At 50.7% G+C, this 24,579-nt stretch carries 22 protein-coding genes and 3 riboswitches; all 22 genes read right to left on the bottom strand.

The window, feature by feature from the left end; genetic code table 11:
• Window positions 1–4 precede the first annotated feature (4 nt).
• A complete protein-coding gene (gene purH, locus BW931_RS07485) occupies window positions 5–1,537 on the bottom strand; it encodes a bifunctional phosphoribosylaminoimidazolecarboxamide formyltransferase/IMP cyclohydrolase (protein ID WP_076571266.1) in 1,533 nt (510 codons plus the stop codon).
• On the bottom strand, window positions 1,503–2,111 hold the full coding sequence (purN, locus tag BW931_RS07480; protein WP_008588222.1) for a phosphoribosylglycinamide formyltransferase: 609 nt from the start codon (window positions 2,109–2,111) through the stop codon (window positions 1,503–1,505). The genes purH and purN overlap by 35 nt, the downstream gene beginning before the upstream one ends.
• Window positions 2,108–3,115 carry a phosphoribosylformylglycinamidine cyclo-ligase gene (gene purM / locus BW931_RS07475; RefSeq protein WP_076571265.1) on the bottom strand — a complete coding sequence of 336 codons (1,008 nt, stop codon included), beginning with the start codon at window positions 3,113–3,115 and terminating at the stop codon, window positions 2,108–2,110. The genes purN and purM overlap by 4 nt, the downstream gene beginning before the upstream one ends.
• Before the next feature lie 5 nt (window positions 3,116–3,120).
• Window positions 3,121–4,533, bottom strand: a complete 1,413-nt coding sequence (gene purF, locus BW931_RS07470) for an amidophosphoribosyltransferase (protein WP_076571263.1) — start codon at window positions 4,531–4,533, stop codon at window positions 3,121–3,123.
• The gene (gene purL / locus BW931_RS07465; RefSeq protein WP_076571262.1) at window positions 4,509–6,734 is read right to left on the bottom strand and encodes a phosphoribosylformylglycinamidine synthase subunit PurL; all 2,226 of its coding nucleotides are present in this window, start codon (window positions 6,732–6,734) and stop codon (window positions 4,509–4,511) included. Before purL ends, purF begins: the two co-directional genes overlap by 25 nt.
• Complete coding sequence (purQ, locus tag BW931_RS07460; RefSeq protein WP_076571260.1) at window positions 6,718–7,401, bottom strand: phosphoribosylformylglycinamidine synthase subunit PurQ; 684 nt, start codon at window positions 7,399–7,401, stop codon at window positions 6,718–6,720. Before purQ ends, purL begins: the two co-directional genes overlap by 17 nt.
• Complete coding sequence (gene purS, locus BW931_RS07455; protein WP_008588212.1) at window positions 7,402–7,647, bottom strand: phosphoribosylformylglycinamidine synthase subunit PurS; 246 nt, start codon at window positions 7,645–7,647, stop codon at window positions 7,402–7,404.
• Window positions 7,635–8,351: a phosphoribosylaminoimidazolesuccinocarboxamide synthase gene (purC, locus tag BW931_RS07450; protein WP_076571258.1), complete on the bottom strand. Its 717-nt coding sequence runs from the start codon at window positions 8,349–8,351 to the stop codon at window positions 7,635–7,637. The genes purS and purC overlap by 13 nt, the downstream gene beginning before the upstream one ends.
• Before the next feature lie 63 nt (window positions 8,352–8,414).
• The gene (gene purB / locus BW931_RS07445) at window positions 8,415–9,710 is read right to left on the bottom strand and encodes an adenylosuccinate lyase (protein ID WP_076571256.1); all 1,296 of its coding nucleotides are present in this window, start codon (window positions 9,708–9,710) and stop codon (window positions 8,415–8,417) included.
• A 12-nt stretch (window positions 9,711–9,722) separates the two neighbouring features.
• A complete protein-coding gene (purK, locus tag BW931_RS07440) occupies window positions 9,723–10,847 on the bottom strand; it encodes a 5-(carboxyamino)imidazole ribonucleotide synthase (RefSeq protein ID WP_076571254.1) in 1,125 nt (374 codons plus the stop codon).
• On the bottom strand, window positions 10,834–11,328 hold the full coding sequence (purE, locus tag BW931_RS07435; protein WP_076571252.1) for a 5-(carboxyamino)imidazole ribonucleotide mutase: 495 nt from the start codon (window positions 11,326–11,328) through the stop codon (window positions 10,834–10,836). Before purE ends, purK begins: the two co-directional genes overlap by 14 nt.
• Before the next feature lie 105 nt (window positions 11,329–11,433).
• Window positions 11,434–11,534: riboswitch (purine riboswitch) on the bottom strand.
• A gap of 83 nt (window positions 11,535–11,617) precedes the next feature.
• Window positions 11,618–11,818 (bottom strand): NETI motif-containing protein, encoded by a 201-nt coding sequence (locus BW931_RS07430; protein WP_076571251.1) that lies wholly within the window; start codon window positions 11,816–11,818, stop codon window positions 11,618–11,620.
• Window positions 11,819–11,871: 53 nt separating this feature from the next.
• Window positions 11,872–13,206 (bottom strand): NCS2 family permease, encoded by a 1,335-nt coding sequence (locus BW931_RS07425; protein WP_076571249.1) that lies wholly within the window; start codon window positions 13,204–13,206, stop codon window positions 11,872–11,874.
• A gap of 113 nt (window positions 13,207–13,319) precedes the next feature.
• Window positions 13,320–13,421: riboswitch (purine riboswitch) on the bottom strand.
• Entirely contained in the window at window positions 13,421–14,959 is a 1,539-nt protein-coding gene (gene guaA, locus BW931_RS07420) for a glutamine-hydrolyzing GMP synthase (RefSeq protein WP_076571247.1), read from the bottom strand. (Overlaps the previous riboswitch by 1 nt.)
• Before the next feature lie 114 nt (window positions 14,960–15,073).
• Window positions 15,074–15,175: riboswitch (purine riboswitch) on the bottom strand.
• A 26-nt stretch (window positions 15,176–15,201) separates the two neighbouring features.
• Window positions 15,202–17,388, bottom strand: a complete 2,187-nt coding sequence (locus BW931_RS07415; protein ID WP_076571246.1) for a transglutaminaseTgpA domain-containing protein — start codon at window positions 17,386–17,388, stop codon at window positions 15,202–15,204.
• Window positions 17,385–18,635 carry a DUF58 domain-containing protein gene (locus BW931_RS07410; protein ID WP_076571244.1) on the bottom strand — a complete coding sequence of 417 codons (1,251 nt, stop codon included), beginning with the start codon at window positions 18,633–18,635 and terminating at the stop codon, window positions 17,385–17,387. The genes BW931_RS07415 and BW931_RS07410 overlap by 4 nt, the downstream gene beginning before the upstream one ends.
• A complete protein-coding gene (locus tag BW931_RS07405) occupies window positions 18,632–19,597 on the bottom strand; it encodes an AAA family ATPase (RefSeq protein ID WP_076571243.1) in 966 nt (321 codons plus the stop codon). Before BW931_RS07405 ends, BW931_RS07410 begins: the two co-directional genes overlap by 4 nt.
• Window positions 19,598–19,689: 92 nt before the next feature.
• A complete protein-coding gene (locus tag BW931_RS07400) occupies window positions 19,690–20,871 on the bottom strand; it encodes a pyridoxal phosphate-dependent aminotransferase (RefSeq protein WP_076571241.1) in 1,182 nt (393 codons plus the stop codon).
• Window positions 20,872–20,997: 126 nt separating this feature from the next.
• A complete protein-coding gene (gene purU / locus BW931_RS07395; RefSeq protein ID WP_008588189.1) occupies window positions 20,998–21,900 on the bottom strand; it encodes a formyltetrahydrofolate deformylase in 903 nt (300 codons plus the stop codon).
• A 118-nt stretch (window positions 21,901–22,018) separates the two neighbouring features.
• A complete protein-coding gene (locus tag BW931_RS07390) occupies window positions 22,019–22,678 on the bottom strand; it encodes an SOS response-associated peptidase (protein ID WP_008588187.1) in 660 nt (219 codons plus the stop codon).
• A gap of 138 nt (window positions 22,679–22,816) precedes the next feature.
• Window positions 22,817–23,014 (bottom strand): cold-shock protein, encoded by a 198-nt coding sequence (locus tag BW931_RS07385; RefSeq protein WP_008588184.1) that lies wholly within the window; start codon window positions 23,012–23,014, stop codon window positions 22,817–22,819.
• Between the two features lie 181 nt (window positions 23,015–23,195).
• Window positions 23,196–24,560 (bottom strand): hypothetical protein, encoded by a 1,365-nt coding sequence (locus tag BW931_RS07380; RefSeq protein ID WP_076571239.1) that lies wholly within the window; start codon window positions 24,558–24,560, stop codon window positions 23,196–23,198.
• Between the last annotated feature and the right edge of the window lie 19 nt (window positions 24,561–24,579).

Below are 24,579 nucleotides of genomic sequence, written 5' to 3'. Positions count from 1 at the left end.
TCACCTAGTGTTTGAAATGACGCATTCCGGTAAATACCATAGCTATTCCGTGTTCATTACAGGCATCGATGGAATCCTGATCCCTTTTCGAACCACCCGGCTGGATGATCGCCTTAATGCCGGCCTTTGCCGCTGTCTCGACAGTATCCGGCATCGGAAAGAAGGCATCAGATGCCATTACTGCTCCCCGTGCCTTCTCGCCGGCCTGACCGAGCGCGATGGCTGCAGCGCCGACGCGGTTCATCTGCCCCGCACCGACACCTAACGTCCTGTCCTCTCCGGCAATGACAATGGCATTTGATTTCACGTGTTTCACCACCTGCCACGACAGAAGCAGATCTTCCAGTTCCTTATCCGTCGGTGCCCGTTCCGTAACTGTACGGAGGTCCGTTACAGCTACTTTTCCTTCATCTTTATCCTGTACAAGCAGACCGCCCCGGACGCTCACCAGTTTCTCGCCGGTCGTTTCTGTAATGGAAGGGTCCACTTTGATGATCCGTACGTTTTTCTTTTTCGCCAGGATGCCGAACGCTTCTTCGTCGTACTCCGGAGCCATGATGATTTCAAGAAAAATGCCGGAGAGCTGTTCAGCCGTATCTTTATTTACTTTCCGGTTCAAAGCAACGATTCCTCCGAATATGGAAACGGGGTCTGCTTCATATGCTTTGGCAAAAGCTTGTGACAGGTCATCGGCCGTGCCGACGCCGCAAGGGTTCATATGTTTGACTGCCACCGCGGCAGGATTCGTGAATTCAGCCGCCACTTCGAGCGCCGCATTCGCATCCTGAATGTTATTGTAGGACAATTCCTTTCCGTGCAGCTGTTCAGCATACGCCAGTGATCCTCTGTCCTCTTTGACTTCCCTGTAGAAAGAAGCGGACTGGTGAGGATTCTCCCCGTACCTCAGACTCTGCACGTGTTCATACGTCTTTGTAATGGTCTCCGGAGCTTCCTCACCGCTGAGACCTGTGAAATATTCGGTGATCAGCGCATCATAGTGGGCCGTGTGACGGAACACTTTTGCAGCGAGACTGCGCCGGAATTCATAAGTAAGGTCTCCACGTTTCAGTCCTTCCACGATTTCATCGTAGTCCGCGGGATCCGTCACGACCGTTACGTTTTCAAAATTTTTGGCTGCTGAGCGGAGCATCGTCGGTCCGCCTATATCAACATTTTCAATCGCTTCTCTTTCCGTTACATCTTCTTTTGCGATCGTTTCTTTAAACGGATATAAATTCACGGCCACGAGGTCGATCGGTCCGAAACCAAGCTCCTGGAGCTGTTTCATATCTTCCCCGTTATCCCGTCTGGCCAGCAGACCGCTGTGCACGGCAGGATGCAGAGTTTTCACACGCCCGTCCATGATCTCGGGAAATTCCGTAATCTCCGAGATGGAGCGTACTTCTATCCCCGCCTCTTCTATCGTCCGTTTCGTTCCTCCGGTGGAAATGAGTTCATACCCGAGAGATATAAGTTCTTGTGCAAAATCACTCAGCCCCTGTTTATTTGAAACGCTCAAAAGCGCCCGCTTTGTCATACGATTTCTCTCCTTTCACGAGCCGTTCCACCACTTTCGGATAGAGAACGTGCTCGACCTTCTGTATTTTTCGTTCCACATCCCCGATTGTATCTTCCGCTTCAATCGCCACTTCTTCCTGCTCAAGGATCGGCCCGGTATCCATGCCCTCATCCACGATATGAACGGTCACGCCGGTGACAGCGACTCCCTGGTCAAAGGCCTGTTGGACGGCATGTTTGCCAGGAAACCTTGGCAGCAGGGATGGGTGGACATTTACGATTCTTCCTTCAAAAGGTGTAAGCAGAGTCGAACCGATCAGCCGCATATATCCGGCGAGGACGATCCATTCTATTCCATGTTCCCGGCAGGCTCCGAGAATCACTTGTTCGTAGCCCGCTTTTCCCTGAAAATCGGCAGGATGAAAAGAGAGGACTTCAATGCCGCGCGCTTCCGCTTTATGTACCACTTCCGCGGAAGGACGGTCGCTGACGAGCAGCGATACTTCGCCCCACTTCTCTTTATGCTCCATCGATGTAAGAAGTGCATCAAAATTCGTTCCGGTTCCGGAAGCGAATACAGCTATTTTCGTCATATAATTTCCACGTCCTCTCCGGCTGTGACTTCTCCGATAATGACAGCCCCGTCCACCGCACCGCAGGCCGTCCCTGCCTCTTCTTCAGAAAGGGCGATTACCATACCGATACCCATGTTGAAGGTGCTGTACATATCCTGATCACTAAGCTCCCCATATTCTTTAAGGAAAGAAAAAATCTCAGGAACAGAAAAAAGTGATGCGTTTATTTTAGCACCAAGACCGGGCGGAAGCATGCGCGGAATGTTTTCATAAAAACCGCCTCCCGTAATATGGGCGATGCCGTGCAGTTCCACCGCTTCTCTCAACTTCTGTATGTCTTTGACATAAATAGAAGTGGGGGTAAGCAGTACTTCCTTTAAAGGGGCCGGAAGAGTATAAGATTCTTCGAGAGAGAGATTATGCTGGTCCAGAATGCTGCGGACGAGCGAGAAGCCGTTGGAATGGACACCGGAGGACGGGAGTCCGATAAGTACGTCCCCCTCTTTCACTTTATCTCCGGTAAGAACGTCCTGTTTCCCGGCCATGCCGACTGTGAACCCGGCCAGGTCGTATTCCGATTGTTTGTACATCCCCGGCATTTCCGCCGTTTCGCCTCCGATGAGCGCACATCCCGCTTCCCGGCAGCCTGCAGCAATTCCCTGAACGATCGCTTCAATCACTTCGGGATCATTCTTTCCACACCCGATATAATCGAGAAACAGCAGAGGGTCCGCTCCCTGAGCCGCAATATCGTTCACACACATGGCTACGAGGTCCACTCCTACCGTATCGTGTTTTCCGGTTTCAAAGGCTAGCTTAAGCTTCGTCCCTACCCCGTCCGTTCCGGTGACGAGTACGGGTTCCTCATAACGGTGTCCGCTTATATCAAAGAGCCCCCCGAAAGAACCGAGCTCTCCCATAACCTCAGGACGATACGTGGAAGACACGTGCTTTTTCATTCTTGCTACTGCTTCGTAACCGGCTTCGACATCGACGCCGGCTTTCTTGTACGCTTCACTCATATCAGCTACTCCTTTTCATAAGGGGGTATCGTGGAAGGGAAGATTTCGGTCGGATAATTTCCCGTAAAACAGGCCTGACAGCTCCCGTGCTCAAGCGATTGTTCACCTTCATGAATTGATGACTCCAGCCCATCGGTACTAAGAAAATGCAGCGAGTCCGCTCCGATTTCCTCTTTCATTTCCTCAAAAGTACGGGTCGCAGCCAGTAACTCGCCGGAGGTCGACGTATCAATGCCGTAGTAGCACGGGTTTTTGATGGGCGGGGAGGCGATACGCACATGTACTTCGGTCGCTCCTGCATCTTTCAGCATCTGGACGATCCGCCGGCTTGTCGTTCCCCGGACAATGGAGTCATCGACCATTACGACCCGCTTCCCTTCGACGATACCGCGGACGGCCGACAGCTTCATTTTCACTCCCTGTTCCCGCAGTTCCTGGGAAGGCTGAATGAACGTCCGCCCGACATACCGGTTTTTGATCAGACCGAGCTCGTATGGAAGGGACGCTTCCTCGGCATAGCCGATAGCGGCAGAAATACTGGAATCAGGCACTCCGGTTACAACGTCCGCTTCCACAAAGGACTCCTCCGCAAGCTTCCGTCCCATCGTTTTTCGGGAGGCGTGGACGTTTTTGCCATCCAGATCACTGTCCGGTCTCGAGAAATATACGTATTCCATGGAACAGAGGGTGCGCTGAATTTTGGAGGTGAATCGTCTCGATTTCATTCCATCTTCATCAATTTTGATCAGTTCACCGGGTTTCACTTCCCGGACGTGGGTCGCCCCGATGACATCAAAGGCGCATGTCTCTGAGGAGACAATGTAGGCATCCCCCAGTTTTCCGATCGATAACGGCCTCAGTCCCCGCGGGTCCATAGCCACGTACATACAGGTTTCCGTAAGGATCGCCAGCGAATACGCTCCCTTTACCATGGACAGAGCCTGCGCAATCGCTTCTTCTTTGTATACGTTCCCGGCCCGCTGGATCAGGTGGGCGATCACTTCTGTATCCGACGTCGTCTGAAGGATGCTTCCCTGTGCTTCCAGCTGATTCTTCAGCCCTTGAGCGTTTACGAGATTCCCGTTGTGAGCGAGAGCCATACTTTCCTTCTGTGTACGGAACAGAAGAGGCTGAATGTTTTCATATCCTCCGTCTCCGGCCGTCGCGTACCGTACGTGACCGACGCTCGCGTGTCCGACCAGTTCCACCAGCTGATTCTCCGAGAATACTTCATTGACGAGACCGTGCCCTTTGACGGCATGCACATTTTCCCCGTCCGTCGTTACCACACCGGCTCCTTCCTGGCCCCGGTGCTGCAGGGCGTGAAGCCCGTAGTACGTAAGCTGGGCCGCTTCCGGATGTCCGAACACTCCGAACACTCCACATTCTTCGTTCAGCCCTCTGATTTCACCAGGCATGGAATAGCTCCTTTCCAATCCGCTTTCAGCGTTTGTATAGGTTCATCGATGATCGTGGCGCCGTTTTTGATAACATGGAACCTTCCGTGTGCCGCCGCTTTTCCGAGGAAACGGGCCTCCGGAATAAGTTCCTCTATTTCGGTCTGCTTCTCCCGTCTGATTGATATAAGAAAACGGGACTGGGTTTCGGCAAACAGTTCTGTTACGGTTTCTCCTTCGATTTCCACTTCGCACCCGAGTTCTTCCGCGAATAGACTTTCGGCCAGAGCGACAGCCAACCCCCCTTCCGATATATCGTGCGCGGAAGAAACGGCACCTTTCCTGATCGCTTCCAGCACCTGCTGCTGTCTTCTTTGTTCCGTCTCAAGATTTATGTGCGGAGCCCGGCCAAAGTGCTTTCCTTCCAGCATTCCCTGGAGTTCACTTCCGCCGAACTCTCTTTCCGCTCCCCCTACTACATAGAGGAGGTCCTCCGCATTTTTTACGTCGGAGGTAGTGATGTGGGAGGCTTCTTTCACAAGTCCCACCATCCCCACTACGGGTGTCGGGTAAATCGCCTGACCTCCCGCAGCTTCATTGTACAGGGAGACGTTTCCGCTGATGACCGGGGTGCCCAGAACGCTGCAGGCTCCGCTCATCCCCCGGACCGCCCCCTGCATCTGCCAGTACACTTCGGGGTTCTCCGGAGAGCCGAAATTCAGCCCATCCGTAATCGCAAGAGGTTCTCCTCCGGAAGCGATGATATTCCTGGCAGCTTCGGCCACCGCTATCTTCCCGCCGGTTTCAGGATCGAGATAAATGTACCTCGAGTTTCCGTCCGTCGTCATTGCCACCGCTTTATCCGTCCCTTTAACACGAAGCACTGCGGCATCGGATCCGGGCTTCACTACCGTGTTCGTCTGAACCATCGTGTCGTACTGATCGTAGACCCATTCTTTACTGGCAATGGTCGGCTGTTTCAGCAGGGCCCGCAGAACATTTCTCGGATTCCGTACCTCCGGAACGTAGTCGGTTTTCCTGAATTCTTCATAATAGCCGGGTTCCCGTGCTTCCGGCTGATACACCGGAGCATCCTCTGCCAGACTGTCCACCGGGACATCGGCCACGGTTACCCCTTTATGCTCGAGGACGAATCTTTTATCTTCCGTTACTTCACCGACAGTCACTGCCTCCAGTCCATACTTTTCAAACACCTTCGCAATTTCTTCCTCCCGCCCTCTTTCAACGACGAGAAGCATGCGTTCCTGGGATTCGGAGAGCATCATTTCGTAAGGGGTCATCCCCATTTCCCGCTGAGGGACGAAATCCAGGTTCATCCGGAGGCCCGTTCCTGCTTTACTTGCCATTTCACTGGCAGATGACGTCAGCCCTGCCGCCCCCATGTCCTGGATACCGACGAGCGCCTCGTGATGGATGACCTCAAGACAGGCTTCTATCAGGAGTTTCTCCATGAACGGGTCCCCCACCTGTACGGACGGACGCTTCGATTCGCTGTCCTCACTCAGCTCTTCGGAGGCGAATGTGGCCCCGTGGATTCCGTCTCTTCCCGTTTTCGCTCCGGCATACATGACGGAGTTCCCGGTCCCTTTCGCTATCCCCTGCTGGACGTCTTCATGGTTAATGAGACCGACACACATCGCATTGACGAGCGGGTTTCCGTTATAGGCATCATCAAACTGTACCTCACCGCCCACTGTCGGCACGCCGACACAGTTTCCATATCCCGATATCCCATGCACTACTTCCCTGAACAGGTATTTCACCCTGGACCGCTCGAGGGAGCCGAAACGGAGAGAGTTGAGGAGGGCGATCGGTTTCGCCCCCATGGAAAATACGTCACGCAAAATTCCGCCGACGCCTGTCGCAGCTCCCTGGTACGGTTCGACAGCAGACGGGTGGTTATGGCTTTCAATCTTGAAAACGACAGCCTGTCCGTCACCGATATCAACCACTCCCGCTCCTTCGCCGGGACCTTGCAACACGTGTTTTCCATCCGTCGGGAATTGTTTCAGAAGCGTCTTTGAGTGCTTATAACTGCAGTGTTCCGACCACATAACGGAAAAAAGTCCAAGTTCCGTGTAATTCGGCGCACGCCCGAGCACCCTTTTGATGTAGGCGAACTCTCCGTCAGTCACTCCGACTTCCTTATATACCTGTTCCGTTTCGATGATTTCCGGTGTCCATTCAGTTATTAACGACATGTACGTCCCTCCAGTGGGTCAGAATCGATTCGAAAATTCGAAGACCATCATCATTTCCGAGCAGCTCCTCGACGGCCCTCTCCGGGTGGGGCATCATACCAAGAACGTTCCCCGCTTCGTTCGTGATTCCGGCAATATTTCCGGTGGATCCGTTCGGGTTATTTTTATAAGTGAAAGCGATCTGACGGTTCTCTCTCAGTTTCTCAAGCACAGCTTCATCACAGTAATAGTTCCCTTCCCCGTGGGCGACCGGTAACGAAATCGTCTCCCCTTCTTCATAGCGGGACGTGAACATAGTATCCGTCTGCTCCACGGTCAGGCTTTCTTCCCGGCAGATGAATTTCAGGTCTCTGTTCTTGAGCATAGCCCCCGGCAGCTCTCCCATTTCAAGAAGTACCTGAAAGCCGTTGCATACACCCAGTACAGGTTTTCCTGCCGCGATGAACTCCCTTACCTGAGCGATCACTTTGGAAACGGAAGCCACGGCTCCCGACCGGAGATAATCGCCATAGGAGAACCCGCCCGGCAGCAGTACACCGTCATATTTATCGAGATCCGCCTCTTCAAACCAGACCATTTCCGCTTCTTCCTGAAGAACTTCGGAAACAGCATGGTACATATCCTCATCACAGTTCGAACCGGGAAACACTATAACCGCAAATTTCACTCAGACAACCTCCTCAATCGTATACGTGTAGTCCTCGATGACCGGGTTCGCCAGCAGACGGTTGCACATATCCTCGATTTTCTTCTCCGCATTTTCCCGGTCGGCCAGTTCCACCTGCAGATACTTACCGGTACGAACGTCCCGCACTCCATCGTATTCCAGGTCTTTCAAAGACTGGGATATGACTTTTCCCTGCGGGTCAAGAACCGCTTCTTTCAGCGTGATATAAATATTTACTTTGCACATGTAGCACCCTCCAGGCGTTGCAGAATATTTTCATATACAGGAACAAGTTCTCCGGTTCCCTCACGGAATACATCCTTATCCATCTTCGCGCCGGTCTGTTTATCCCGGAGCCTGCATGTATCAGGGGATACCTCATCGGATAGAAGGAGATCTCCGCCTTCTGTTCTTCCGAATTCGAGTTTAAAATCAACGAGAGATAAGTCGCAATCTTCAAAAATTTCAAGCAGTACGTCGTTCACTTTTAAAGCTTCTTCCTTGATAGCCATCAGTTCCTTATGTGTTACATCAGCAAGAAGCAGAGCGTGACGGTCATTGATCAGCGGGTCATCAAGGTCATCGTTTTTATAAAAAAGTTCAATAAGCGGCGGATGGAGGGACATTTCATCCTCGATACCGATTCTCCGGACCAGACTTCCGGCAGCTTTATTACGGACGACCACTTCAAGCGGAATGATGGATGTTCTCGTAACCAGCTGTTCGGTATCACTGAGCTCTTTCAGAAAATGGGTGGGGGTCCCTTTTTCTTCAAGCAGGGTAAAAATCTTCGAGGATATTTTGTTGTTCAGTTCCCCTTTGCCCCGGAACGATTCCTTTTTCTTTCCGTTAAAAGCAGTGGCGTCATCCTTGTATTCGAGCAAAAGTTCTTCCGGTTCTTCCGTATAAAAAACTTTCTTCGCTTTTCCTTCGTACAGCAACTCTTTCATCCGCTCACTCCTCTTCATGAATAATGGAAGGGCATCCGGAAGCCACCGGATGCCTCTGTTTTGTTAAGCAAGACCGATCCGTTCAAAAATACGATCGACGTTTTTCAAATGGTGCCGGTAATCGAAGCATGCTTCCAGCTGCTCTCCGGAAAGGACGGACGTTATCCTGTCGTCGGATTCAATCAGCTCCCGGAACGGCACACCGCGCTCCCAGGCTTCCATCGCTTTCGGCTGGACAAGGTCATAAGCTTCCTCCCTTACCATTCCTTCATCGATAAGTGTAAGAAGCACACGCTGAGAGAAGATCAGTCCGTAGGTTTTCTCCATATTTTCCTTCATCCGTTCGGGAAAGACCGTCAAGTTTTTCACGATATTGCCGAAACGGTTCAGCATGTAGTTCAGCCCGATTGTCACATCGGGAAGGATGATCCGCTCCGCCGACGAATGGGAAATGTCCCTCTCATGCCACAACGCCACGTTTTCATGAGCCGTCACCATATCTCCGCGAAGAACACGGGCCATCCCCGTCATATTCTCGGATCCGATCGGGTTCCGTTTGTGCGGCATAGCGGAAGAACCTTTCTGTCCCTTGGCGAAAAACTCCTCCACTTCCCGTGTCTCCGTCTTCTGCAGGCCACGGATTTCCACTGATATTTTTTCAATGGAAGCAGCAATCAGAGCAAGGGTCGAGACGTAGTTCGCATGACGGTCCCGCTGTAGCGTCTGCGTGGATACAGGTGCCGCTTCAAGGCCGAGCTTTTCGCACACATACTCTTCCACATATGGATCGATGTTGGCATAAGTCCCGACGGCTCCCGACAGTTTCCCTACTTCGATCTGCCGTTTCGCCAGGTCGAACCGTTCCAGATGCCGCTTCATCTCTTCGTAGTACAGAGCCATTTTCAGACCGAAAGTCGTCGGCTCCGCATGCACCCCGTGCGTACGTCCCATCATCACCGTATGTTTATGCTCTTTCGCTTTTTCTCCGAGAATTTCAATGAAGTTGACGAGATCTTTACGTAAAATATCGTTAGCTTGTTTCAAAACGTAAGACAGGGCCGTATCCACAACGTCTGTAGACGTAAGACCGTAGTGCACCCACTTACGTTCCTCTCCAAGCGTCTCTGAAACCGCGCGGGTGAAAGCTACGACATCATGTCTCGTTTCCGCTTCTATCTCCTGAATACGGGATACATCGAAACCGGCGTTCTCCCGAATCTTTTTCACATCCTCCCGGGGGATGACCCCGAGCTCACTCCAGGCTTCACAAGCCAGAATCTCCACTTCCAGCCAGGCCTTGAAACGATTCTCCTCTTCCCAGATATTTCCCATCTCTTCCCTCGTATAGCGTTCAATCATTCCGTTTCCTCCTTACCAGCTTTTCGACCAGGCAGGTTCGCCCAGTTTTATATCGTCCGGAGACGACCCTATTATCGTAACATGACCCATTTTCCTTTGGGGGCGGGATTCGTGTTTTCCGTAATCATGCACGTGAACCTGTTCACTGCCGAGAGACTGGAAAAGATCATCACGGTGTCTGCCCAAAACATTGATCATTTTGGCAGCCGGAAATGTATGGACCGGAAGCAGCGGCAAGCCACAGATGGCCCGTATGTGCTGCTCGAACTGGGAGACACTGCAGGCTTCAATCGTGTAGTGTCCCGAATTGTGGGGACGGGGTGCCATTTCATTGAAGTAAACGTCTTCCCCGCTTACAAACCATTCAACTGCAAACGTTCCTACCACTCCGAGCTCTTTTGCAAGAGCCTCCGTCCGCTTTCGTATCTCCCGGGTTTCATTATCACTTATGGAAGCAGGAACCGTCGTTGTGAACAGTACCTGGTCTTTGTGTACATTTTCCGCTACCGGAAAAAAAGAAATATCACCCGCGCTATCCCGGGTGAAGACCTGGGAGACTTCTTTGTCGATATCTACCCATTTCTCCACAATATACTTTCCATCATACTTTCCATCCCAGATATCCTCGCGGGCGCTACTGCAGTCTTCCGGACTCCGGAGCAGATACTGACCCTTGCCATCATACCCCCCGCTCACTGTTTTCATGACAGCAGGAAGGCCGATGTCGGTCACAGCCCGGTCGAACTCTTCACCGGTCTGTACTATCCGGTAGGCGGGCACGTGAATACCAGCTTTTTCCGCAAATTCTTTCTCTTTCCCGCGGTTTTGCGAAACAGCGAGAGGAAGAGTCCCCTGAGGCAGTTTCCCTTCGTTCTCAAAAAATTGCGATACGCGCTCATCCACGTTTTCGAACTCGTACGTAACGACGTCGGAGTGCAGGCCGAGTTCCCCGGCAGCCTCGAGATCGTCGTACTTCCCTTTCACATGTATATCCGCCACCTGAGCCGCCGGACAGTCCTCGGCAGGATCCAGCACGGCGATCCGGTAGCCCATATGTTTTGCCGCTGTCGCCATCATCCGTCCGAGCTGTCCGCCGCCGAGAATACCGATCGTTCCACCGGGTTCAATCACGTTCATGCAGTTCCCTCCTCATGTCTTCCACTTTGTCTTTCAGTCCCTGTTTATATAATTCCAGAGCCCGCGCAGTCGCTTCATCAAAACTGCCGATTATTTCAGCTGCCAGGATACCCGCGTTTTTCGCCCCAGCTTTTCCGATGGAAACGGTGGCCACCGGTACGCCTCCAGGCATCTGAGCGATAGAAAGCAGAGAATCGATTCCGTTCAGCGATTTGGATTCCACCGGTACCCCGATGACCGGGAGAGTGGTTTTTGATGCAACCATCCCGGGCAGATGCGCTGCTCCGCCGGCGCCTGCGATGATCACCTTGAGACCCTTTCCCCTCGCTTCCTCCGCGTATATAAACATATCCTCCGGAGTTCTGTGGGCGGAAATAATCTCTTTTTCATAAGAGACTCCGAGTTCCCCGAGTACTGTGCACGCTTCTTCCATAATCGTCCAGTCCGTAATGCTTCCCATAATTACACCGACTTCAGCCATTCCTGTGCCCCCTGAATAAAAAGTTCGAAACTGTGATTTCCGGCATAAAAATATCCTGCGGCTCTCCCCCATCCGACTTGAGAGGAGTGCCCGCAGGACATACGTATCCCGGGTGTCTCCCCTCATAGTCCGGTCATTTACGGCGACCAGGTAGAGACGAACGATCCTTATTATCGCTCTATATGAGGTTCGTTTTATGCTTTTTTCTACTCGAATCATAACAGTATTTTTCGATTTCTGTCAATGAAATACGAATCATTGATTGAATTTAAATTTTAATGTTCGTTTTTCAGGTTATTTTCTTAGCTTCAAAGACGATTTCCCTTCCTGCTACCTGCATTTCACCGTCTTTCTCTTCAAATACCGGTTCCTCCATGCGGCGTACAGGTACGAACCCTTCAAGCCGGATTCGTTCCAGGCAATCTTCAATCGATTCACCGGCTCCGACTTCGAAGCGTTTTTTATTACTTTCTTTCTTCTTCTTCGCCATTTTCATCTTCTCCTTCTTCGCTTTCTTTCACCCAGTATACAACTTGTGAAAAGTTAAGCCAAAAAGATGAAGTAAAGAATGAAGATGACGAACAGGCCGTACATAATCGGATGAATCTCTTTCACTCTGCCTTTCAGGGCCATCGTAAGCGGGTAAAAAATGAAACCCATTGCTATCCCCGTGGCGATACTGTACGTCAGCGGCATAGCCGTAATGACAAGAAAAGCGGGCACAGCTATCTCAAACTGATCCCACTCGATGGCCCGCAGCGACGAGGCCATCAGTACTCCGACGATGATCAGAGCCGGGGCTGTCACTTCTGCCGTGATGATACCGAGCAGAGGAGAGAAGAACAGAGCCAGCAGGAAAAACAGAGCGGTAACGACCGAGGTGAACCCGGTCCGTCCGCCTGCCCCTACCCCGGCGGTGGATTCTATATAGGAAGTCGTTGTAGAAGTTCCCATAACCGCCCCGGCAACCGTGGCTGCCGAATCGGAAAACAGAGCACGGCCCGCTCTCGGCAATTTATTATCTTTCATAAATCCGGCCTGGGAAGCTACGGCGACAAGCGTCCCCGCTGTGTCAAAGAAATCGACGAAAAGGAATGTAAGAATGACTCCGAGCATCTGCATCGTGAAAATATCATCCAGGTGCAGAAATGCTTCTCCGAATGTAGGAGCGAGACTCGGTGCAGGACTTACTACATCCCCGAGTGCCGCAGGAGCCGCAATCAACCCCGTTACCATACCGGCGACTGCGGTCAGGATCATTCCATAGAAAATACCTCCCTGAAACCCGAGCGCAAGGAAAATCACCGAAATGAAAATTCCGAAAACCGCAAGCAGCGTCGTCGGTTCCAGAATATTACCAAGCTGTACCAGAGTAGCGTCACTATTTTCGACGATACCGGCATTCTGGAAACCGATGAATGCGATGTACAAACCGATACCTGCTCCCACTGCCAATTTCAGGTTGGGTGGTATGGCGTTGATGATCGTCTGGCGCAGACCGGTGACGGTTAAAACGATAAAAATAAGTCCGGAAGCAAGTACACCGGCAAGCGCCGTTTCCCATGGAATACCAAAACCGAGCACAACCGTATAGGCAAAGAAGGCATTGAGCCCCATACCGGGAGCGAGGGCAATCGGATATTTGGCGAACAAGCCCATAACGAGCGTACCGATGGCGGCGGACAGAGCGGTGGCCGTGAACACGGCTCCTTTATCTATTCTCGTAACTCCTTCCGGCAGCTGTTCAATACCGTCGAGAGCGAGCGTCGAAGGGTTGACGAAAAGGATGTAGGCCATCGCCAGAAACGTGGTAAGGCCGGCGATGAACTCCGTACGGTAATTCGTTTTGTTTTTTTCAAACTGGAAGTATTTTTTCATTGTTGTCCTCTTTTCTATCCTGTATTTTCTCTTCACTGAATGTATTCTTCCATATAAAAAACCCCCGGCATAACCGGGGGTTTCCACACTTCAGCTCTTAAACCGGAGACGAATGCCCCCGGTGTTCAGAACGTAGTCGGACAATTCACGGTCGTCCGGTAGAAACTTATGGGCCTTATCCCCAAGATTATACGTTAGTTGCTTATTCACTTTTTTATTCCCATTCAATTGTAGCCGGCGGCTTACTCGTAACGTCGTACACGACCCGGTTAATATGACTCACTTCATTGACGAGCCTCGTCGACACCTTCTCGAGAACGTGCCATGGAATCCGGGCCCAGTCCGAAGTCATTCCGTCGATGGAAGTAACGGCCCGTATACCTATCGTGTGATCATACGTCCGCTCGTCTCCCATGACCCCGACTGACTTAATGTTAGGAAGGACGGTGAAATACTGCCAGATGTCGCGGTCCAGCCCCGCTTCCTTAATTTCATCCCGCAGAATCGCATCGGATTCCCGGACAATCTCAAGCTTTTCCTCATCTACCGCACCGAGGATACGGATAGACAGTCCCGGCCCCGGGAATGGCTGGCGCCACACGATATGTTCCGGTATACCCAGTTCAGTCCCGAGTTCGCGCACCTCATCTTTAAACAGCGTGTTCAGAGGTTCAATCAGCTTCAGCTCCATATCCTCCGGAAGGCCGCCGACGTTATGGTGGGACTTAATCGTCTGAGCCGTTTCCGTGCCGCTTTCGATAATATCGGTGTAAAGAGTCCCCTGAGCAAGATAGTCCACGTTCTCAAGTTTCGCCGCTTCTTCATCAAAAACTTCAATGAACTCGTTACCGATGATTTTCCTTTTCTGTTCCGGGTCCTCGACGCCCGCAAGCTTCGTCAGGAAACGGTCTTTCGCGTCCACGCGGATAATGTTCATGTTAAATCCATCGCCGAGAAAACGCATGACGTCGTCCCCTTCGTCTTTCCTTAGAAGACCGTGATCGACGAAAATGCAGGTAAGCTGATCTCCGATGGCCCGGTGAATAAGACCGGCCACTACCGAAGAGTCCACTCCACCGCTTAACCCGCAAAGGACATTTCTGTCTCCTACTTCCGCCTGAATCTTCTCCACTTCCAGTTCGATAAAGTGTTCCATCGTCCAGTCCGCTTCCGCTTCACAAACATCGAAAACGAAGCTTCTCAACAGATCGTTACCGTACTCGGAATGGCGGACTTCCGGATGAAACTGTACGCCGTACATACGACGTTCCCTGTCGCTGATGGCCGCCACAGGGCAGGAAGGACTGACAGCATCCACCTGAAACCCTTCCGGAGCGGCGATCACTTTATCACTATGACTCATCCACACGTTCTGTTCGACCGGCGTTTTCTGAAAGAGCAGGGAATCGTTTTTAACGGAGATTTCCGCTTTCCCGTACTGCCGTTCCGGGGTCCGTTTCACCTGACCCCCAAACTGATGGGTGATCAGCTGCATTCCGTAACAGATGCCGAGAATCGGTATATCGAGGTCAAAAATGCCGGTATCGCAGCGGAAGCTGTTTTCTCCGTATACACTGTTCGGCCCTCCGGAGAGAACGATACCGCTCGGGTTCAATTCTTTTATCTCTTCTGCGGTCATTTTGTGGGAATGAAGCTCACTGTACACTCCAAACTCACGGATACGCCTTGTGATCAGCTGATTATACTGACTCCCGAAATCCAGAACGAGAATCATGCCTTTTACTTTTTCCATCACGTTTCCCTCTCTCCCGACTGTTTATTTCTTGCTTGACTAATCATTGAACAGAACCTATAAAAAAAACTGCCTCCCCGGTTTAAGATCAGAGAAGGCAGGAATAAGCACATACGTCACCGTTCCTGCCTTCATAGTCAGAACATTCACGGTGTTCCGGTAGATACTTTCGGCCCGTATCGCCGAGGATATATGAAGGCTTATTCGATTGCTACCCATTCTAACAATCGAACCTGTGAGAATCAAGACAATGCTTTTTTAATTAAATTTTCCCATAATTCTGATAGACCGGCACGCTGTAGACGCTGCTCTTTGCGGTACACGAGTCGTTCGTACTGAGTGGTAAGATGCTGCATGTCGACCGTTTCGAATCTGTGGTCAATCGCTTTCGCATACGTCCGCAACGTCTCGCCTTCCCCCCGTTTTTGCACTTTTTTATCGAGTACGACGAGCAGATGACGGTAAGCCGCCTGAAAGGAATCCGGCGTTTCGTTTTTTGCAAGGCGTCTCCCATGGTACCAGCTCAGCCAGCGGAGCCGCGTCACGTACATGACTGCGGGAAGCACTAGAATAACAGCCGGCACGATCCACCACAGGAGGTTACGGAGAAAACCTTCTCCTCTCCCATTCTCCGCACTTCCTTCTGCTCCCTCCTCTTCGCCGATCTGCTGCGGATTCCCTTCCTGCTGCTGATCGGGAGCTTCCACTTCGGGACTTTCCTCACTTCTTTCGGGCTCTCCGGAATCCGTATCCGTGCCACTGGTGAAATCCGCGTTGTTGGTGAAACCCTGCGTAGGTTCGAATGGTACCCATCCGACATCCGGGAAGTACACCTCCACCCAGGAGTGTGCGTTCGCGCTCGTAATGTCGTATGCATTCAAATTTTCGCCGAACAGTTCCGCGTCCGTTTCTTTAATCTCTCCTCCGGTAAAACCTTTCACCCACCGTGCAGGTATACCCTCCGCCCGCAGCATAACGACCATGGACGTCGAGTAGTTATCACAGTATCCTTTCTTCGTCTCGAAGACGAACTGATCGACGTAATCCTCCTCCGCTTCCGGCACTTCCACGTCCGTAGTGGAATACTCGAAGCCGTTCGAGCTGAAATAGGATTCGACCGCTTTCGCTTTATCATAGCGATTGCCGTATTCCGAAACGACATCCGATGCAAGTTCCTTCGTCCTTTCCGTCACGGAGGAAGGCAGCTGCAAATATTTTTCCCTTACAGAGACCGGGTCTTCCCCACTGGCTTCTCTCAGCTGACGCAAATCGAAAGCGGGAGCGCCGTAGTCGAAAGAATAACTGGCCGGCTGCACGGCATCTCCTCCGCTTCTCGTCTCCATCTCCCCGGTTTGTGTATGCAACTCTATTTCCAGCGGATTTTCGAGGTTCCCTATCGCCGTCATCCCGTATGGATAGAGGAGTTTGCCGAAGTCGGCTTCTTCCGTGAAATCGATGAAACCTTGAGAAGGATCCGTTTCCACTCCCTCTTCGAAAAGGGAGTATCCGATATCACCCGGGTCCCTTCCTGTCACCGGTTCCTCAAGCGTATCCTCCCAGCCTTTGCCTGTATACTGATCTTTGGACTCCGCCCTCCAGTACTGTCGATCCTCGACGATAGCCTGAAATACGAGCGTATCATCCTGGACGAACGCCCCTCCGAGACGTGAATCATTTTCTCCGTAGCCCACTTTCTGCACGCCACCTTCTCCGCCTCCTGTTCCTGCACCTCCGGTAACGTTTTCCAGATAAGGGACCGGGTCGGGCCATTGCGGCGAAAACTTCGGAAGAGCCGCACCGGCGGCTACAGCGAGAAGAACGGCACATACAAGCGGAACCAGAGCCAGGATCGCCGTTTTCCATTTGATTTCTTTCCTGTCGTCGCTCACCTCTTTCTCCAACTGCAGCAGCCCAAGGACGAGGGCAGCAAGAATAAATGTCCTTATAATGGCTCCCTGAGCCTCATAAGGCGTGAACGTATCAATGACAGTGATATATATAAAGGTAAGGATAATGAAAAAAAGTGCTTTTCGGGCAATTACGAGCCAATAATGCAGCAGGTAACTGACGAGCCACAGCAGCACGAGAAAGAGAAGACTCCGGAAAAAAGCGGTAAAATCCCACCATTCCTGTGCCCACACCGCTTCCGCGTTGAACATGAGCTGTTCATAAAGAATACTCCACCAGCCGCTGCTGAAAATCCGTTCCGGAATAAATAAACCATCAAGAATAAAAATAAGTCCCAGTAATTTCAGCGGAACTGCTATGTACCAGCGGACCTGCATAAATGCTAAAAAGAAACAGAAAGCTGCGTACAAGTAAAAAACCCCGGCATTTTGGGTATTCGTAAGGATGCCTAACGGCCATAACCATTCAAGGAGAAGGAAAAACCCACCGATGTAAATCAGCGACAGCAACAGTTTCTTCATACTTCCACCTCAAATTCCGGTCTCTTCCAGGCTTTTTCGGTCAGCACCTGCACCCGGACCCCGTACTCTTTCAACTCCCTGACATGCTTCTGCTTCGTAAAATCCCATTCCTTATGAAACATAATCACAAAAAGCACTACGTTCCTTCCCGAGGGAGACAGTCGCAATAGACTGTTCTTTATCGAATCATCGAGGTCCGTGCTTATGATCATCAGGGTTGCCTGAGCCGGAAGCCGGCCGTGCCCTTTGGCCATTTCTTCTTCAAAATTACCTGTCTCATCCGGATATACTTCAGCCAGATGATACCGGATCATCTCCTGCTGGCGCCGTGAATGGATGGAAGCTACGTATTTTCCTGCTTTTCCTAAAGAAAGGAAAGAGAGTTGCCGGGTCTCCCGGCGCGTGAGCTTAAGCATAAGAGAATAAGCGAACTCCACCGCCCCTTCGAACTCGGCAGTATTCGCCGGGGACGATAATGTACTCAGCACAAGTACGGATTCCGAGCTCTTTTCCTGCTCAAATTCTTTCGTCATCATTTTGTTTTTACGGGCCGTCGCTTTCCAGTCCACCCAGGAAATCCGATCTCCCGGTGCGTACTCCCTTAATCCGGCTACCATATTCGAGTGACGTTCTTTCACGTTCGCAGCAGCGGACCTCCCCTGACCGAACCCTTTCGAACCTAAAGACAAAGTTACGTTCCGGCTCGGAGGATAAACCGTGAAGCGGCCTCCAGCGTGGACTGCCGCTTCTTTTTTTACGAAACCGAAGAAGTCCCCTGTACGGACATACATCTCCCCCAGCTGATGACTCCCTCTCGGCAGATGTTCGAGGCGGTAGTGAAAACGTACCGTCCGCCGGAACCACGGGAAAATCATTCTTTCCACCACTTTCTCCTCCCTGTCACCGGTCACAACACCCTCTCCGGACCGGACTTCCAGGTGGAGCGTCTCCGGATAACTCTCTTTTACCTTCATAAAGTATAAAGGGAAAGGGATCGTACGCCTGAGTTCAATCTCTATCTCGACCGCTTCCCCGGATTCTATAAGTCCCGAAGAGAGAGTCCTGGCGCCCGTCCAGTCATCGAGCGGATAAAAAAGAAGCCCTCCCATATAAATCAGAAAAGGCAGGAACGAGTAAAACAGGAACCAGCTTACAAACCCTCCCTGGAACATTGCATAAGAAAACAGAATACCGAACAAAATGATAAGGAACCCGGCTTTTCCAGCTTTGTAAAGTTTACGCTTCATTCACTCACGTTCCTCTGTACAGGAACGTTCGTCCTCTCAATCAGCTCTTCAATCACTTCTTCCGCAGTTTTTCCCTCAAAATTAGCCTCCGAAGTCATAATGAGGCGGTGCGGCAGCACGAAACGGGCTACGTACTGTACATCGTCCGGCACTATATAATCGCGGTCATATATATAAGCGTAGGCTTTGGCTGCCTTCATAAGGGCCATGGACCCTCTCGGACTTACCCCGAGATACACATCCGGATGTTCCCGCGTCGCGGAAGTCAGTAAAACGATGTACTGTTCAATAGTACGATCCACATAGACTTCCCGCACGCTTTCCTGCGCCTGAGCGAGCTCCTCGAGCGTCATGACGGGGTCCAGGGAATCGATCGGATGCGTGCCGGATGTACGGGCGAGCATCTCCATTTCTTCCTGATAGGACGGGTATCCCATCTTCAGCTTAAGAAGGAAACGATCCAGCTGCGCTTCCGGAAGCGGGTACGTCCCTTCATACTCAATCGGGTTCTGGGTGGCCATAACGAAGAAAGGGTGCTTAAGAGGAACGGTACGGCCATCCACGGTGATATTCGCTTCCTCCATTCCCTCAAGTAGGGAAGACTGCGTTTTAGGGGAAGTGCGGTTTATTTCATCTGCCAGAACGATATTACCGAGAATCGGTCCGGGGCGGAATTCGAATTCCGTCGTTTTCGGGTTATAAATGGAGACACCCGTCACGTCCGAAGGCAAAAGATCCGGAGTGAACTGAATTCTTCTGAATTCACAGTTCATCGATTTCGCAAGCGTACGTACCAGCATCGTCTTACCGACTCCCGGCACGTCCTCAAGCAGCACATGACCTTTCGCAAGAAGTGCCACCATGCTTAAAATGACTGCATCCTCTTTTCCTACTATCACTTTATTAATATTTTTAATGACCTCGGCGATTTTACTGTTCAGCATAAAAGACGACTGCGACATCTGGTGCTGCCCCTCTCTGTATTTCCGAATTTTTAGATACTTCTATTTATTTTAAACTATACTACAAGGGGCCATCTTGAGCAAAAAGGACATCACGGCTTCAACCGGGTGTACAGACGGCCGAGACGTTCCGCCGCTTCCCGGAGTACCTTTTCGTCAGCAAGAAGCCCGACGCGGACGTACCCTTCCCCTTCCGAACCGAAACCGTTCCCCGGGGCGGTCACCACTCCCGCCTGCTCGATGGCGTATTCGGAGAAACCTTCCGACGTGAATCCGTCCGGCACCGGCACCCAGCAGAAAAATGTACCCTTCGGAAGAACTGCAGGGTAGCCGAAGGAAGCAAGTGTCCGGATGAAAACGTCGCGACGGCGTTCATACATTGCTACCAGTTCCCGTACCTCACTCTGGTCACCGGTCAGAGCCTCGGCAGCCGCTTCCTGCACGGCCCCGAACAGACTGACATACATGTGATCCTGAAGCTTGTTGATCTGTTCAATCACTTTTTCGTTCCCGGCTGCAAATCCGACTCTCCATCCGGCCATGTTGTAACTTTTCGAAAGCGTGAATATTTCCACCCCTACGTCCTTCGCTCCTTCTGTTTCGAGGTAACTCACGGGTTTCTCCCCGTCATATCCGATCGCCCCGTATGCAAAATCATGGACCACTCCTATCCCGTTCTCCCGGGCCACCTTTACCGTATCTTCGAAAAAAGCGGGCGTGGCGATGCCTGCAGTAGGATTGTTAGGGTAGTTCAGGAACATCAGCCGGGCCGCTTTGAGACTTTCCTTATCCAGTTTTGAATAATCCGGGCGGAAGCCGTTCTCTTCCCGGAGCGGCATGAAGACGTTACGGGCTGCAGATAGAGCGGTACCGGACATATAATCCGGATAGCCGGGATCCGGGAGTAGCACCGTATCTCCCGGGTTCAAAAAGCACTGACTGATTTCCACAAGTCCCGCTTTCGCCCCGAACAGTACTGCAATCTCCTTTTCGGGATCAAGCTCCACCTGATGTTCGCGCCGGTAGTAATCCGCTGCCGCCTGCTTGAATTCCGGCAGTCCGCGAAAGTTGATATACCCATGATTCGCAGGTTTTTTCGCAGCCTCCTCAAGCTTACGTACAATACTCTCCGGTGTCGGGCGATCCGGGTTCCCCTGACCGAGATTAATGATATCTCTTCCTTCTTTCTTCAGCTGTATTACACGTTTCGTCAGTTTGGCGAAAAACTGTTCCGGTAGTCTCTCCATCGCCTCGGACGGTTTGAATATATCCATTATTATTCCCCCTGCCATATGAAACTTCTTCTATTGTAAATAATTTTTAGAAATTTTACAAAGCTGTAAAGAAAACCGTCTCTTTAGGTCTCTTAAAGAAAAAGAGACGGAAAAGACGGTCTTCTGTCAGGAAAACACGATGGTTTTATTTTGATGAACGAGGATCCGATCCGCCAGGTGCCACTTTACAGCCCGGGCCAATACGCTCCGTTCAATAGTCTGACCGATTTTTTTCATGTCCTCGGCGTGATCTCTGTGATCGACGCGACCGATATCCTGTTCGATGATAGGCCCTTCGTCCAGATCGTTCGTCACGTAGTGGGAAGTCGCTCCGATCATTTTCACTCCCCGTTCATAAGCACGTTCATAGGGCCTTGCTCCGACGAATGCCGGGAGGAACGAATGATGGATGTTAATGATCCGGTTACGGTAGGACTCCACGAATTCCGGAGTAAGAATCTGCATATATCTTGCCAGCACGATAAGATCGACTTCGTACTCTTCGAGAAGTTCTTTATGTCTCTGTTCTGCTTCCCTGCGTATTTCTTTATTGGAAGGAACATGATAGAAAGGAATACCGAGCGACTCCACCATCTCTCTTGTATCCTCGTGATTACTGATGACAAGAGCGAGATTCGCCATCAAGTCCCCGCTCTGCCATTCCCAAAGCAGTTCCAGAAGGCAATGGGGCTGTTTTGAAACGAAGATGGCCACGTTTTTCAGTTCGCTGACAGCTGCCATCTTCCAGCTCATTTGAAAGTCGGCAGCAATAGGCTGAAAATCGGCTTCTATCTGATGGAACTTCGTTTCCAGTCCCGGGCAGTCAAATTCGATTCTGATGAAAAACTCCCCTCCCTCAGGATCCGTGGAATACTGATGGGAAGCGACTATATTAGCTCCGTACGTATAGAGAAAATCCGATACGCGGGAGATGATACCGGGCTGGTCCGGACAGTGGATCAGCAACCTCGCTCTGTCTTTATGTTTTTCTTTATAGTTGTGCAGCTTGTCTTCCACATAGCTTGTCATGCTTTTCCATCTCCATTCAAATAACGATTAGCTATTACTTTATGGCATTTCCCTGAATTGTTCAAGAAACTTCCGGTCTTTTTCCGGAAGGGCCAATTTTAGAAATATTCTTGATGTATTACGCTTCTTCAAGAAGAGCAGCATCGTTATTTGCAGGAGTATTCACCCGCTTGGATACCGGGTACATTGTGAGGGCACCATCCGGCAGCGGAGTCAGGAGGTTTTTAGCTTCTTCCTTCCCTTCAAACCATGCATCGTAATCGTTCCGCTGCAGGATTACCGGCATCCGGTGGTGAAGATCACTCATTTCTTCGTTCGCTTCCGTCGTCAGAATCGTGCAGGTAAATACGTTTTCCCCGTCTTTATTTTTCCACTTCTCCCACAGCCCGGCAAGGCCGAATAAGCCCTGGTCCTTCATCTGAATCCGATACGGCTGTTTCTCCCCCGCTTCGTCTTTTTTCCATTCATAGAAACTGTCCGCCGGGATAATGCAACGCTGCTGTTCAAAAGGTTTACGGAAACTTTTCTTCTCCTCCACCGTTTCCGACCTGGCATTGATCATTTTGAACCCTATCTTCTCGTCATCTGCCCAGGGCGGTATCAGTCCCCAGCGTAAATACCCCATCCGTTTTTCTCCGTCGCTCCGGATAACGGCAGGTATATATTGCGAAGGAGCAACGTTGTAACTGCTCATCCAATTATCAAGCTTCACTTTATCCAGCTTGAATTCTTCCCTTACGTCTTCCAGCTCAGCGATGAGCGTAAATCTGCCACACATAAGTGAACGCCTCCTTTGTTTTACCATATACCTGTTTCAAAACGTTTGAAACTTGTGCAGCCACACGTGTGATTTGTTGAAAACAAAAAAATCCCCGCGCTCGCAATGAACGCGGGAATTTCCTATAGCAACGAACAATTATTTTTGAACGTTAGCAGCTTGTGGTCCACGGTTACCTTCGACGATTTCGAAAGATACTGTTTGACCTTCTTCAAGTGTTTTGAAGCCTTCGTCTTGAATAGCGGAGAAGTGTACGAATACATCGTCCTGACCTTCTACTTCGATGAAGCCATAACCTTTTTCTGCGTTGAACCATTTCACGTTACCTTGTAACATATTGTTTCCTCCTGCGGTGATTCTTGATCACCAATGTATTACTATTCCTGCTCACGACGTGCATTCAAGACGACAAGCTTTCACACTCATGCTCGTTGCTTTCGTTCCGAACAACAATAAGTTAATTACTACTATAGCACCGTTATTATCAAATAGCAACCCCTTTTCAAATATATCTATACTAATGCACGATCATTGTCAGCAAAGCGACGGCAGTACCGATACTTCCACAAATAATTGTAAAGGGGAGGTTTTTCCAGACGATACGGTAAGGATTCATCTGAAAGTTGACGGAAGTGATGGTGACGATCAGTCCATAAGGAGCAGAAGGGACTGTAGCGATCGCCGAACTTGATAACAAGACAGCCAGAGTGACAGGAGGCAGAGCTTCCATAAGGAGTCCGCTGATCCCTCCGAATATCCCCATAGTAGCCAGCGGGTGAACGCCAACAAGTGTCATAAGCAGAAAAGTCAGCTGAATGATGAGCATAATAACTACAGGAGAATCACTATAGGCGATGACCGGCTGCTGCAGCAGTTTAAGATATGGAGAGGCGTTCAGCGTCTCTGTTAAAACGGAAAGACTCAGTAAGAGCACTATAAAGTTATCAAGATGATTCGTGTGCCGCTTCCAGGCCGACCATCCGATTAACCAGAAACTTTTCCGTCTTTTCAAAATCGTACTCCACAGAAAAGCAAAGGGTACGATAGCAATAGTCACAGAGAAAAGAAATTCAAAGTTGATGACATTCGCAAGAAATACCACCGTACTTAAAAACAGGACGAGTGCCAGAATAAACCCTTTCAACTTTCCTCTTCCATAACTGTTTTTCTGTTTTGTTTCCTTCTGCAGTTCATAATTCCCGAACTTCCGGCGACCCGCCAGTGTATCCAGAAAAAAACCGGCCAAAGAAATGAGCAGCATCCACGGGAGCACCTGCAGATAATCTGCTCCGGTAATGAAAATAGAGGTTGCCAGTAAAATTTCAAGCGGACTCCACAGCAGTGCGAGAGAGTAGCCGCGTAACGTAGCCATAGAAACGAAGCTGTTCCTCACGTCCGGGCTGAACCTGCCTAACTGTTCTTTCAATAGGTCCTGGGAGATCGTGGCCGAGGAAAGATTAAGAAAAGCAGCCAGCGACACCATCGTCGCTTCGCTTCTTCCGTAAAGCTGCCCGAGTGTCCCTGTCCCTGACTGCAGCAGGCCCTTAAGCAATTTGTTGTAGCGTCCCGCTTTCACGGCACTGTTCATCCACGGCAGCACGGATAAGAGAAGCAGCAGTCCGACGTTTCCGGCGAATAACCCCGGTATATCCCCAAGTGAAAGAGAGCCCGAAAGGAAGAAAAATCCTCCGGCTGTAAGCAGTACCGTGCCGAGAACCCGAAACACCCGTGATGCTCTCGGAAATGCAAGTAAAATCATCAGAATACTCAAAACGCCGATAACGAAATAAAGCGTGTCATTTCCAGTGAATATATGTATGATATTCAGTAAAAATACCGCCGAATAAAAAATGTACAGGTGACTGTATAGAAATTTCCTCATATACTCCTCCTTCTGCCCG

Source organism: Salimicrobium salexigens, assembly GCF_900156705.1.
Lineage (GTDB): Bacteria > Bacillota > Bacilli > Bacillales > Halobacillaceae > Salimicrobium > Salimicrobium album.
Note: the sequence above shows the minus strand (reverse complement) of the source record. Positions and strands in the feature narration are given on the sequence as shown.

What these genes read in the sequence shown, in the direction of transcription:
- BW931_RS07415 (WP_076571246.1), bottom strand. Translation starts at nt 17,388, where the DNA reads ATGAAGAAACTGTTGCTGTCGCTGATTTACATCGGTGGGTTTTTCCTT.
- BW931_RS07380 (WP_076571239.1), bottom strand. Translation starts at nt 24,560, where the DNA reads ATGAGGAAATTTCTATACAGTCACCTGTACATTTTTTATTCGGCGGTA.
- purS (WP_008588212.1), bottom strand. Translation starts at nt 7,647, where the DNA reads ATGTGCAAAGTAAATATTTATATCACGCTGAAAGAAGCGGTTCTTGAC.
- purC (WP_076571258.1), bottom strand. Translation starts at nt 8,351, where the DNA reads ATGAAAGAGTTGCTGTACGAAGGAAAAGCGAAGAAAGTTTTTTATACG.
- purE (WP_076571252.1), bottom strand. Translation starts at nt 11,328, where the DNA reads ATGGCTGAAGTCGGTGTAATTATGGGAAGCATTACGGACTGGACGATT.
- purU (WP_008588189.1), bottom strand. Translation starts at nt 21,900, where the DNA reads ATGACAAGCTATGTGGAAGACAAGCTGCACAACTATAAAGAAAAACAT.
- purL (WP_076571262.1), bottom strand. Translation starts at nt 6,734, where the DNA reads ATGTCGTTAATAACTGAATGGACACCGGAAATCATCGAAACGGAACAG.
- guaA (WP_076571247.1), bottom strand. Translation starts at nt 14,959, where the DNA reads ATGGAAAAAGTAAAAGGCATGATTCTCGTTCTGGATTTCGGGAGTCAG.
- purB (WP_076571256.1), bottom strand. Translation starts at nt 9,710, where the DNA reads ATGATTGAACGCTATACGAGGGAAGAGATGGGAAATATCTGGGAAGAG.
- BW931_RS07410 (WP_076571244.1), bottom strand. Translation starts at nt 18,635, where the DNA reads ATGAAGCGTAAACTTTACAAAGCTGGAAAAGCCGGGTTCCTTATCATT.
- BW931_RS07430 (WP_076571251.1), bottom strand. Translation starts at nt 11,818, where the DNA reads ATGGCGAAGAAGAAGAAAGAAAGTAATAAAAAACGCTTCGAAGTCGGA.
- purM (WP_076571265.1), bottom strand. Translation starts at nt 3,115, where the DNA reads ATGAGTGAAGCGTACAAGAAAGCCGGCGTCGATGTCGAAGCCGGTTAC.
- BW931_RS07385 (WP_008588184.1), bottom strand. Translation starts at nt 23,014, where the DNA reads ATGTTACAAGGTAACGTGAAATGGTTCAACGCAGAAAAAGGTTATGGC.
- purF (WP_076571263.1), bottom strand. Translation starts at nt 4,533, where the DNA reads ATGCCTGGTGAAATCAGAGGGCTGAACGAAGAATGTGGAGTGTTCGGA.
- BW931_RS07400 (WP_076571241.1), bottom strand. Translation starts at nt 20,871, where the DNA reads ATGGATATATTCAAACCGTCCGAGGCGATGGAGAGACTACCGGAACAG.
- BW931_RS07425 (WP_076571249.1), bottom strand. Translation starts at nt 13,206, where the DNA reads ATGAAAAAATACTTCCAGTTTGAAAAAAACAAAACGAATTACCGTACG.
- purK (WP_076571254.1), bottom strand. Translation starts at nt 10,847, where the DNA reads ATGAACGTGATTGAACCCGGTGGAACGATCGGTATTCTCGGCGGCGGA.
- purH (WP_076571266.1), bottom strand. Translation starts at nt 1,537, where the DNA reads ATGACAAAGCGGGCGCTTTTGAGCGTTTCAAATAAACAGGGGCTGAGT.
- BW931_RS07390 (WP_008588187.1), bottom strand. Translation starts at nt 22,678, where the DNA reads ATGTGTGGCAGATTTACGCTCATCGCTGAGCTGGAAGACGTAAGGGAA.
- BW931_RS07405 (WP_076571243.1), bottom strand. Translation starts at nt 19,597, where the DNA reads ATGTCGCAGTCGTCTTTTATGCTGAACAGTAAAATCGCCGAGGTCATT.
- purN (WP_008588222.1), bottom strand. Translation starts at nt 2,111, where the DNA reads ATGACGAAAATAGCTGTATTCGCTTCCGGAACCGGAACGAATTTTGAT.